Raw genomic sequence first — 12,715 nt, 5'->3', positions numbered from 1 at the left:
TCTGTCGGGTTATCTTGGGTTTTGATAGGTTTTTACTCTTTTCTGGAATGGTATTCTATGATTCGTTTTACAATTTAGGTTTGAGATCGGTAATGCGTAGGGGGCTGAGTATTAGTTGGATTCTAAAAATTTATATCTTAGTGCTGGATGGGTTTTCCCCTAATGTTTATTTAAAAAAATTATTTTATCATGGCAAAGCAAATTGGAAATTTTCCGCTTGTCGTTACCCTATTGGCGGAATTAATTTTTATTATCTGAACGGTGAGCCGGTTGCCCGAGAGGCCGGTGGTGGGTTTAATAAGAAAGCAATTAAGAAGAGTCCCAAAATGCAGATTGTGCGGGATTTTAATTCAGAATTTGGGCATGCTTCTCATGTCAGCAAGTTTTTTCGACGGGTGCTTTTTCCCTTTTATTATGGTTGGGATAATCCCAATTTTCATTGGGAATTACTTTCTATGTTTTTAAAATTAAGGGATTTAGATGTTGTGAATAAGCGAGGGGCGCATCGAGCTTCACAGGGCGCAATACGCAGGAGGGTAAGAAAATATTGCGTGAGTTTGAATATACGCCCGATTTACGTCTGGCTTTGGTTTTGCCTTTTCGTTTTGAGGTGAATCCTGAAAGTTTTCAGTTGAATATTTACGATGTAGATCCGGGGAAAATTGGTTGGCGTCAGGATGCAGATGGGATTGAATTGAATTATGCGATTTTGGAAACCGATTTAGAGCATCATAATGTATTGCATCCGGCGAATTCCATCCGATTAGAAAGAGATTCTGAAGTAGGTTCATTGCATTTTGAGCTGTCTGGTATTCCTGAAAGAAGTAAATTTTTATTGGCAGTAGCGGGTTGCAGGTTTTATCGGAAGGAAAAAGATGAGATTATTCGGCTTAGTGATGGTAAGTCATTGGGGATTTCTGTTTTGGAGTGTTGGTAGGGGGGGATTAAGGGCAATGGTTTTGGCTAAGTTGAATTAAGAGTAGAGAAAAATCTATGTATAAAATTTTATTTATTGTTGTAAGTGTATTAATTTGCAGATATTTAACTCTTTCGCTATGATGAAATCAACTGCCCTTCTGGTCGAAACTGATCATTATCCTTTTATTAATTTCACATTTTTTTCCAATCGATATAATTTTATCAAGCGTATAATAATATCAGGGATAGAGGAAGATTTGCATGATGTGAAAGACAATTCACCTTGCTCTAATCTAAATATGATTTTCTAGTATTTTAATTTACACTGTTAACTATGGATTATCGCCAATTTAATCGAAATGTATATTCTTATTATATAGAGAGTTTAATTCCAGGTGAATATAATACGTTGACTATTCCTAAAAGTGATTTTGAAGATTTAATAGAAGATGTTAGATATATTCATACCTTCAAAGAGATAAAAGAATATGATTGGTCATTATTGTTAAAATTTGATAATAGTATACCTAAGTACTTTGGTTTGTTAGCATTGCAATGTCATGCTGTTTTTATGATGCAAAATGACGGCAATGTAACAGCTGCAAATTTTAGGGATCGATTTATAACTATAACTGATATAAGTTCTAAAAAAAAATTAAATCAATTATTTGCGGAAAAGTATAATGATAAATTGAATATTCAAGAAAAAATTTGGCTACATGCTAAAAGTTTTTTTGAGCAAAAAGAAATACTCTTAGATCTTCCATATCCAAAATCTCATGCTGGTAGATATACGCAATTCCCAGAATCACAATGTGTGTTGAATTACGAAGATTTAAAAGAGTATCGCAACTTTTATAATCATATTTATACCAATTATGAAACGATTGATTATGAAAATTTCATATCGGAATTCAAGAAATATAGGTCTCGACTTTATGGCCAGCTAAAAAGGCCAAATAATTTGAATTCTCTCAAAGAAAATGAAGAAAAAATAAAAAGAAGGCAAGTTTTTGATTTCTATAATTCTTTAGAATGGTTGAACTTTAATATTCGTGTTTCCCCTCAAAAAAAATCTTCAGAAAATTATATTGCTAAAATAGATAGTAATCATGTCGTGATATATGATGAAGATTTTGATGTTTTTGAAAATTATAATTATTTATTAGATGAGAATCATCTTGCTATTTTCAAACAAGATGAAGTTTATACAACAGAATTTAACAAATCTAATCATATAGAAGAAAATTCATTTTTCGTTATAATAACATCATCTCAGAGCATTAACAATGAATTATTAAATAAAAACGGAGAAAAGATCAATCTTCGTTCGGCTCCATTCAATTTTTATTGTGTAAAAATTGAGATAAAAGACCAAATCCCTAATTGTTTAATAAAGCATCAATTACGAGAGTACCCCATAAAAATTATTGGAACAAAAATTAGTTCAAAAAGACAATATCTATTTTCAAAACTTCCTCGATTAGTATCTATTGATAGTACTCCGTATCGTTTGTATTGTAATAATAAACGTGTAATTGAAAATCAACCAAATTCACCAGGGGAATATCAGATTAAAGTAAATAGATATACTACCTATTCATTTGAGGTTCTTTCCGGAGTTAAACTTATGGATAATATTTTAGAATCCGATTTTAAACTTGATTTAAGTGCTTTAGAATATTCGCTTGATGGAAGTATGAGTGGGCTAGGAATTGAAGCAGTTAATAATGCTGAAGAGGATGAATTTTCTATTAATCAATGGATGAAAACACTAACGAACAATAATAGGAAAATACGCAAATCAACCTCGAAATACATTTTAATTAACGCACTAAGCCAATACAAAGATGGACAATATTAATAAAATTATAGCTATAACATTAGACCGTTCGTACGATGGAAACGGTGGAAACTGTAAAGTAATTGGAGTTGAAGTGGATAATAAATACATTGATGATCCAGATAGAATGCAAGAGATTTTTCATACTTCAGGAGTTATTTATTCAAATAAGATATATGAATATGGAGATAATGTTCAAGTAAAAGATTTGATTGAAATTATTCCTTCTAAGATAAATTTTGAAATTTCTGAAAATAGAAATATATATGTTGGTTTAAAAAAAGTAAATAAAATAGGAGTTCCAGTTATTGATATTCCTACTGATTATATTGCAGAAGATTATTTAGATTTAGAAAATATTTCTAAATTCTTATTTTCAAGAAATTTAATTCCTGATTATTTTTCACGAATTTATTTGTGTGACAGTACAGATATTTTTGGGCCATTTAAGGTTGAAAATAAAAAAGTATTGCCGGTTATAGGGAAAGAAACTAATGCTTTTGAATATCATATAGAAGAATTAATTGAGGACGAAGATTTAGACTATCTGTATTTAATTGAAGAACCACATACTAAAATTAAATCGATTGATTGTAGTACCCCAGCACAATTGGTTGAGTTTTTAAAAGATAGGATTGCGATTGATCGTGCAGATTTGAATTTAATCTTAAAAGTAGGGGCGCAGATTTCATCAATTAATAATAAACAAATTGGATTGGATGCTGTCCGTTTAAAACGTGCTGAGAAATATTTAAACCAATTAACTTTATCTTTTGAACAACTATATAAATTGGGGGAAAATAAAGATTGGGCTGAAGTAGTGAAAAATTCGATTAATAAGCATAAGGAGGATTTTGAAGCTTATTTTAAGAAGGGTTTAGAAGATAGTTTAGCTGCTGTTGAAAGTTTGCTAAAAGAGAAGAAAAATGATTTAGTATCTTATGAAGAATTAGTTAAAGATGAACAACAAAAATTACAAGATGTAAAAGACCAAATTCAGATAATAGAATCTAAAAAAGACGAAATTGTTACTACCATTAAAATAATGGCGAATCTTCAGCCACAAATTTTCTCAAACGGTTCTACTATTGATGAAGATATAAATCCAGTTGAATTTGTATCTTATCTTAATGGTTCTCCAGTATTTACAGATTTGGATGACTTTTATGATGAATTGAAAGATGAATTTAATTTTCGTTTTCCAAATCAAGATAAATATGAAGATGGATTAATTCTATTAAAGGATAATAGATTCTTGCTTGCGAAAAGCGTCGAATTTGTACTTAATTTATTGGCTCATGTAGGAGATGCAAAAATTGCAATTCAACATGCTGAAGCTGATTGGTTGAAGTTTAAGTTATGGAAAGATAACGGATTATTATCTGTTATTAAACAAGCTTCCACAGATGAGAAATATCATTATTTTTATGTGTTGCAGGATTTTAATATTGCCAGCTTCGAATGCTATGGTAAACCAATATTAGATATTACCAATAGAATTAGAATGACAGTAGATGGAGTACATATTATGCCTTCTAATCTTACCATCATTTTAATTCCTACGGATGAAGAAATTGATGACTTTGGATTTGATTTAAATCCATCGACATTTAGAAACTGGAAATGTTTACCAAATCTTTCATCAATTAACCTTATTCAGTTTCCTACAAATGAAGTTATTGATTTAAAAAACATTACATTCAATAGAGCTGTACAAGATTATAGTGAACAATATTTCTAGAGTTATGATTAGTTTTTTATATGATGTATTTGTCTATAATTATGCTTTAGGAAAAACATCGCTCAAGTTTGAAAAGATTAAAAATTTATTGAGAGACGAAAATCAACCTTCTCAATTATACCCTTTTTATGAATTATTACGAATGGGATTAATTGATAAAGTTGATGAAAACAGTTACGGATTAACAGCCTCAAAAATATATTCAGATTCAAAAGGTGATTATAGTTTAGGTGTAAATTTACCCGCATCATTTTTAAAGGAAAATCCTGAAAAAGTCTATAGTCAATACTTAGGTTTAACTGTTTTTAAGGATATAAATTGGATGGATAATCCATATAATGTAGTATTTAATTTAGATAACTACACGCATCAATTTCAACCATTAAAAAAAATAATAAAAGAATGGAAGCCAATTGATTTACAGAATTTTAGTTCTTATGTGAAATTGCAAAAATTTGATTCAGTTAAAAATGAATGGAGAAATGAAAAGGTGTATGGGGAGGATACTGCATTATATAAACGTTTCATACATAATGATGCATATTTTGAGTATCTATTAGTTTTTGCAAATAGGTATTATAAAATAAAACCTTATGAAACTGAAAAAATACTATTTATTCGGTTAGTTTTAACTAATAAAACCATTTTCACATTGGATTCTATTACTCAAATTTTATCAGTTGAAAAGAGTATAACACTTCCTAATTTTATATACAAAACCTTATTTATCACACATGTTTTAAACAAAGGTGAAATTCCCGCATTTAATCAATTTTGTTTGAATAAAAAGCAGGTAAATCAAATTTTAAAACCATTAAAACTATCTTATACAATACTATGAAAGAAAATTTATTTTCAATTTGGGATGATTTAAAAACTACCTACCAAAAATATATAGATACAAGTTTATTTTTTAGTAACAAGAAGTTGGAAGATGAACGTAATGATTTACTTAATTCTGATGAAACTATTACTAAGTATCCGATTATTGAATTTACACCGAAGTATGAAAGCTACGATACTATAGAAAATATTTGTGATGAATTAAAAATTGATCAACGTTTTGCTTCGTTTGTAAGAAAAGGATTGTTTCCAAATTTTGGTAATCAGAAAAGTGAATTGTATGTACATCAATATCAATCCTTCAAAACAGCTTCCATTGATCGTAAAAATTTAATTGTTACTACTGGAACTGGTTCAGGAAAAACAGAATGTTTCCTTTTTCCGTTATTCTATGATATTCTAAATGAAAAGATTAATTCTTCAAAAGAAAAGGCATCGCATCCCGCTGTAAGAGGGTTGATACTTTATCCTTTAAATGCCTTAGCTGAAGATCAAATGAGACGTTTAAGACGGACATTGTCCACTTCTGAGGTGATTGATTGGTTTGATCAATCATTAAATGGAGATTATATAACTTTTGCACGTTATACAGGTTTGACTCCTGTAGCAGGTGATCGAAAAAAACGATCTACACAAAATAGAAAAGCTTTAGAACAATTAGATAAAGAATGGAAATCTGTAAAAGAATCAGTAGAGCACGATAAGAAAAATACTTCTGATTATCTACTAGACATACCAAATCGAGATTATCCAGAAATTGAATTGTGTGATCGTTGGTCAATACAAGATAATCCACCAGATATATTAATTACGAATTACAGTATGTTAAATATTATGCTGAATCGTAAGGAAGAAGAGAGGATTTTTGAAGAAACTAAAAAATGGTTAGAAGAGTCTGAAAATCATGTTTTTCATTTAGTAATTGATGAATTACATTCATATCGTGGTACGAGTGGAACAGAAGTAGCCTATTTGATACGATTATTATTGCATCGACTTGGATTAGAGCCAGATTCAAAACAATTGCAATTTTTGTGTTCAAGCGCTTCGATGCAGGATACGCCTCGTGTAAAAAAATTCCTTTCAGGTTTTTTTGGAGTTAATGAAGAGCATATTAGTGAACGTTTTACTATTGTAAAAGATCAAAAAATAGAAACACCACCTATAAAAGACATTCTTTCAGCAAATGATTTTTTGAAGCTGGAGGAATTAGAAAGTGAAGACTTAGATTTATTATTTAAAAAACATCAACTTTTAAATCATCTAAAATCTCATTTAAATAAACCTGAGGAAGCTAATAAGTTAGCTCAATTACTTTTTCCAAATGACGAAATAGGTGTTGCAATCGAAGCACTAAAACAAATTTTAGTAGCATTAACTGTATTAAAAGATGATAATGGGAATTCTTTACAACCCATACGTACACATTTATTCTTTCGAAATGTGGATGGATTATGGGCTTGTGTAAATCCTAGTTGTAATCAAGTAGAAGAACATTTTCAGTTTGAAGGACGTAATGTAGGTAAATTGTATAAAAGACCACAGACCAAGTGTGGTTGTGGTTCAGTTGTATTGGAATTATTAAATTGTAGACAATGTGGTGAAATCTATTTAGAATCTTGGATAGATAAAGAATCTCTGAGTAATTCTAATATTTACACGCTTATTCAAACCCCAACTTTAGATAAAGATCGATTTATCAGTCGTGTAATTTACAACAACATTAATAGTAAAATTAACCCTGATGATGTAGACGAGAAGATTAACAAAGAATTATCCAAATGGAAATTTATTACAATTGATTACCAGTCAAATGAATGGTCACTAGGGAGAATAGGAGGAAATGCATTAGTTTTTAATGTAAATAATGATTATCAAGCAAAATATCCAAATGTTTGTGTATGTTGTGGTACAAGTTTAAGAGAAGATCGTTTGGAAGAAAATTCATTAACACCAATACATCGTCATTATACAGGTGTTCAAAAGATCAATCAATTGATGGCAGATGGTTTAATGCGTTCCTTACAAAAGAAAGATCCCAAATCTGCCAAATTAGTATTATTCTCAGATAGTAGGCAAGCTGCAGCTAAACTTGCAGCAGGGATTGAGATGGATCATTATAAAGATTTGGTGCGTTATTTTTTATTAAAAAATCTTTCTGATGAATCTAAAGATTATGAACTTTTAATGAAATCATTGGAAAAGAAGGTAACTAAAGAAGAAGGTAATTATTTAAGAAGACACGTTAATACAACTATAAAGGAGTTGTATTCTGAAATTTTAGAATATCACTCATTTGAATCCGATGATAACGAATTTATTAATTTACAGAAAAAAATCAACGAATATTCAAAAACTGGGATCTCAATAGTAAATATCGTTGGAAAAATTGCATTTTCTTTGTTAAAACAGGGGATTAATCCAGGTGGTCCCAGAGATTCCCTATTAAGGGATTCCAATGGACTCCCATGGCATCTTCAAGTAGATTTTGAAGCCAATTATTTTAAAGAATTTGAGGATGTTGCATTTTATCAAAAATTACGTAAATCGTTGAATGATGAAATTATTTTAAGTTTATTAGCAGGTAGTAGGAGGTCATTCGAGTCTTTAAATATTGGGTATTTGAAACCTTCTATACAAGGTGATTATTCTTATCCAATTTCATTTATTACAAATTGTATCAAATTATTAGGTGAGTCTTATCGAATAGAGTCTTCTCAATCTAATACTAATTTTACTTCCATACCACAAAAAGTATGGAAATATGCACGTGCCTGCTTAGGATTTAAAGGTTATCGTCATCCCTTTAAAAATGAATTCTTAGCTATATTACAAGCAAGTCGTTTGAATAGGGATGATAAATTTGTTTTGACTGGTAGTGGTTTAAATTTTGTTTTAAAAGAGAACCCACAACCCACGTATGTTTGCAAAACATGTAGTAATTTACAATTAATTAATTTCCAGAATATCTGTACCAATTGTTGCAATGCAAGTTTAGAAATAGCTGAAAAAGAAAGAATTGATAGAATATTAGCTAATAATTACTATCTGCATTTAGCTAAATTACAGAACAATGATAACTTACGTCTTCACTGCGAAGAATTATCAGGTCAAACGGATTCAAGTGAAGGACGTAAACGTCAGCGTTTATTTCAAGGAAGATTGTTAGAACAAGAAAATCAATTGGTAGAAGAAATAGATTTATTGAGTGTTACGACTACGATGGAGGCTGGGGTCGATATTGGTTCTCTAACTGCAGTGATGATGGGAAATGTACCGCCACAGAGGTTTAATTATCAACAACGTGTTGGTCGAGCAGGCCGTAGAGGGAGTCCTGTTTCAATTGCATTAACTGTAGCCAAAGGAAATTCACACGATCAAGCTCATTATAACGAGTCATATCGGATGGTTTCTGCTACACCAGCTGATCCTTATTTAGAGATGAATCGTGAGCAAATATTCTTACGCTTTGTATATAAAGAAATATTAAATAGAGCTTTTAAAAACGAAAATTTTAATTCCTCAAATGTTCATGGAAACTTTGGAAAAGATTACGAATGGCCGCTGAATAAGAAAAAAGTGATTTCTTTTATTGAAAATGAAAGAAATGATGTCTATCAAATTATTGAGACCTTTAAGATCGGGTCAAATGTTGAAATGTCAGCTGATAAAATCTATAATGATGAGGTTTTGAAATTACCACAGAAAATAGATGAAATTTGTGGAAATTCAATTGATTTTCCTCAGATTGATTTGAGTGAAAAACTTGCGAATGCTGGAATACTACCTATGTTTGGATTTCCTACTCAAGTTAGATCTTTATATGAAAAAGTTCCTAAGGTTCTACCTGCTGAAAATACTGTTTCTAGAGGTCTATCTTTAGCTATTTCAGAATTTGCGCCAGGCGGTGAAATTATAAAGGATAAGAAGATTTTAAAGAGTGTTGGAATAGTTTCCTATTGTTATAATCAAGGTCGAGTTGTTGAAGAAGGCTTATCGCATTCTTTAAGAAGTGGGGTTTATCGATGTGTAAATTGTAAAACAGTATATACAAGACGGACGGAGAATAAAAAATGTTCACAATGTGAATATGAATTGGAGGAATTAAATGTTATTTCACCGAAAGGCTTTTGCGTAGATTACGACTATCCTGCTAAGGACTTTGATGGTCGTTTTGAATTTAATTCGAGAGCAGGAGAAATATCTTTAGATCCAAACTCAAACTTAACGAATAAAGTTGTTTTAAAGAATGTCTTAGTTTCATCTAATGTGATACCTGACGAAGGTATCGTTCACCAAATAAATGATAACGATGGTGAATTATTTAAATTAGGAAAAATTAGAAATACCAATAGATGGGTTGTGAAAGATTTACTTAACGATAAAAATGTTAAAGTTTTAGATGAAAATAACTATGCTTTAATTGCTACTCAAAAAACCGGGGTTCTAACATTACAATTGCATAAAATAGATAATAAATATACTTTGGACCCTACGAGTGTATATCAGAAAGCAATTTTTCTTTCCTGGGGATATTTAATTCGTAAATCAATATGTAGTGAACTAGATGTTGAAATTTCAGAATTTAATTTAGGGTATAGGATTTCTCCATCTACTCGTCAACACGAAATTTTTATAGTTGAAACAGCAGATAATGGAGCTGGTTATACTAACCATTTAAATGGTAATTCCGATAAAGAAATTAGTCAAAAGGTTTTCATTTCAAATTTATTGCCTGATGGAGAAATATATAATTCATTAACAAAAGAAATACATAGCCATGATTGTTTTTCATCATGCTATGATTGTTTAAGGGATTATTATAATCAAAATCATCATAGTTTATTAAATTGGAGGTATGCTTTAGATTTAGCGATGATGTCTGAAGATAGTAATGTTAATTTAGATTATTCTCAAGTTTATTGGCAAGATTATTTTGGTAATTATTTGACCCAGTTAATCTTGAGTAAACATGATTCAAAGCTTCAACGAAAAAATAATGTGTATTATTTCGAACAAAATAATGGAAAAAAATACTTGGTTGTACATCCATTTTGGAGTGAAAATTTTATAACTGAATTACTAAATGATCAATTTGATGATTTCATTCATTTACTTGATATATAATCATGAGTCTGATGGAGGGAATTATAAAGGTGGAGGCTCCGATTAGCAAGTCGCTGTTATTTCAGTACATTTGGGAGCTTTAAAAATAAGATGACAAACAATGAGCATTAACATACTTAAATACGAGTCAGACATTTGGAAAACAGCCGATTTACTAATCGGTGCAGGAATCAAACAATCCGATTTCCCTAAATTTATGATGCCCTTCTTTGCCTTAGTCATGGTAGAGAGTAGATTAATTCGTGAAGCCAACAGAATACGAGAAGAAGAAGGCATAGAAGATATAGAAGACTTTGTAGAGATTTTCCAATTAGAAGGTCTTGGCTATAATGATTATGTCATTCGTAAAGGGATTACGTTAAAAGACATTTGTAAAAACGATAAAGCGTTCGACACAGATTTTGATGGTTATTTAAAAGCTTTTGATGCTGAAACCAAATACCTTTTAGGAGTTGATAAAGGGAACGAAGAAGAAAAATTCTTAGATATTACAGGTGTAAGTGGTTTACTAAAGAAAAAACGCATTCTTTTCAATACCGTAAAAGCGTGGAGCGAGATTGATTTATTACCTTTCAATAACTCCGATATTACCACTTTAGAAGAACACATCAAACGCAAATGGGCAGATATTTCGGCTGAAACAGCTGGGGAACAATATACACCTGATGATATTATCTCTTTAATCTCTGAACTAATTGCAACGAAGATTGAAGATAACAATGAGTTTTTAACGATTTATGATGCCACTTGTGGTGGAGGAAACTTACTTTTTGGAGTTGAAGACAAGATCCAAGAAATCTCCAATCGTCCTACGGCTACTTATGGGCAAGAATGGAACGATACCTTGTACGCATTGGCTAAAATCGAGAGTAGATTCCGTAAAGATACCTACATCGAATACGGGAATACCATTACAGAAACAGGTAAATTCTTCAATAAATCGTTCAATATCGCAGTAGCTAATCCGCCGTATGGTGTGGATTGGAAAGGATTTGAAAAAGAAGTAAAATCAGACGAAACAGGTCGTTTTCACGCCTTACCTTCTATCTCAGATGGGCAATTCTTATTTACCCAACACATCTTATCGAAATTAGAAAATGACAATGGGTTTGGGGTGATCGTTCACAATGGTTCTACTTTATTTTCGGGTGATGCTGGTTCTGGTGAATCGAATATCCGTAAACATTTCTTTGATAATGATTGGGTAGAAGCTTTAATCCAAATGCCTCAAGACGAGTTCTTCAATACGGGTATTTATACCTATCTATGGGTATTTAATAAAAACAAACCTGCCAATCGAAAAGATAAAGTGATATTAATTGATGGTAGCAACCAATGGGAATTATTAAAGAAATCCAAAGGTAAAAAACGCCGTCAGATGAATGCCGATAATCGAAAAGCAATTGTAGATGCTTTTGTCAATTTCGAAGATGTTATTGTAGATGGTAAAGAAATGGCAAAAGTCTTTGATAAATGGCATTTCTATTACAACAAACAGTCTATTATTTTAACCAATGTAGATGAAAACGGTAAGGCAATTCAAATGCCTACTAAAATCAACAGAGCAGGTGAAACCGTAGAGGAAAAATCAATAAAACTAAATCCTACAAAAGTAGAATTTGTAACCTTTGATGGTGAAGTAAAAGAACTAACCAATTTTGAAATCACAACATTTGACAAAACTTCTTACAGCAGCTTAGAAGAATATTTCAATCAAGAGGTTAAAGAATTAATCAATAGCATCGACTATAAAGAATCGAATCTTAAAATCCATACACCAAAAGCGATTTACAGCTACGATGCAGACAAAGAAACGATTGTAGCAACTTCGGTGGCTGAGCCTGTCGAAGCCAAAGAATTAGGTAACGGTAAAATTCTTGTAAAAGCAGCCTATAAAAAACCAACAAAAACCAAAGATGCGTTTATCCAGATAACCGTTGAATTAACAAAAGATACGGTGAAGGATTACGAGATTATCCCGTATCATCCCGTAGAAGCAGACAATCAAAAACAAATTGCCGATTTTATGGCAAAGTATGTGACGCGTCCGTTTGAATACAGCGACAATGTGATTGGGGTTGAAATCAATTTCAACAAGATTTTCTATGTACCTGAACAATTAACGCCTATTGCAGATTTACAAGCTGAATTAGAAAGTTTAGAAAACGAATTAGCTAACCTTGAAACGAGCCTTGCCTTATGATTTGTAAAATTTTAAAAGGCGAGTTCGACAAGACCATTAA

Annotated in this window: 6 protein-coding genes; all 6 read left to right on the top strand. The window is 31.1% G+C overall.

Features of this window, described 5'->3' with window-relative positions:
• Positions 1–547 precede the first annotated feature (547 nt).
• The 6 genes from BN8061_RS09105 (at position 548) to BN8061_RS09080 (ending at position 12,675) form a co-directional block, all read left to right on the top strand.
• On the top strand, positions 548–937 hold the full coding sequence (locus BN8061_RS09105; protein WP_154662300.1) for a hypothetical protein: 390 nt from the start codon (positions 548–550) through the stop codon (positions 935–937).
• Between the two features lie 315 nt (positions 938–1,252).
• Positions 1,253–2,782, top strand: coding sequence for a hypothetical protein (locus BN8061_RS09100; RefSeq protein WP_068598614.1), 1,530 nt, complete (start codon positions 1,253–1,255; stop codon positions 2,780–2,782).
• Complete coding sequence (locus BN8061_RS09095; protein ID WP_068598612.1) at positions 2,769–4,502, top strand: GumC domain-containing protein; 1,734 nt, start codon at positions 2,769–2,771, stop codon at positions 4,500–4,502. The genes BN8061_RS09100 and BN8061_RS09095 overlap by 14 nt, the downstream gene beginning before the upstream one ends.
• A gap of 4 nt (positions 4,503–4,506) precedes the next feature.
• Positions 4,507–5,343, top strand: a complete 837-nt coding sequence (locus BN8061_RS09090; protein WP_068598610.1) for a hypothetical protein — start codon at positions 4,507–4,509, stop codon at positions 5,341–5,343.
• Complete coding sequence (locus tag BN8061_RS09085; protein ID WP_068598608.1) at positions 5,340–10,472, top strand: DEAD/DEAH box helicase; 5,133 nt, start codon at positions 5,340–5,342, stop codon at positions 10,470–10,472. The genes BN8061_RS09090 and BN8061_RS09085 overlap by 4 nt, the downstream gene beginning before the upstream one ends.
• A gap of 100 nt (positions 10,473–10,572) precedes the next feature.
• Entirely contained in the window at positions 10,573–12,675 is a 2,103-nt protein-coding gene (locus BN8061_RS09080; protein WP_094745932.1) for an HsdM family class I SAM-dependent methyltransferase, read from the top strand.
• Positions 12,676–12,715 lie beyond the last annotated feature (40 nt).

It is taken from the genome of Vaginella massiliensis (genome assembly GCF_900089075.1).
Taxonomy (GTDB): domain Bacteria; phylum Bacteroidota; class Bacteroidia; order Flavobacteriales; family Weeksellaceae; genus Weeksella; species Weeksella massiliensis_A.
This window is presented reverse-complemented; position numbering and strand designations above follow the sequence as displayed.

Excerpts from the sequence above, each read along its gene's own strand:
- BN8061_RS09095 (WP_068598612.1), top strand. The coding sequence starts at position 2,769 with ATGGACAATATTAATAAAATTATAGCTATAACATTAGACCGTTCGTAC.
- BN8061_RS09100 (WP_068598614.1), top strand. The coding sequence starts at position 1,253 with ATGGATTATCGCCAATTTAATCGAAATGTATATTCTTATTATATAGAG.
- BN8061_RS09090 (WP_068598610.1), top strand. The coding sequence starts at position 4,507 with ATGATTAGTTTTTTATATGATGTATTTGTCTATAATTATGCTTTAGGA.
- BN8061_RS09080 (WP_094745932.1), top strand. The coding sequence starts at position 10,573 with ATGAGCATTAACATACTTAAATACGAGTCAGACATTTGGAAAACAGCC.
- BN8061_RS09085 (WP_068598608.1), top strand. The coding sequence starts at position 5,340 with ATGAAAGAAAATTTATTTTCAATTTGGGATGATTTAAAAACTACCTAC.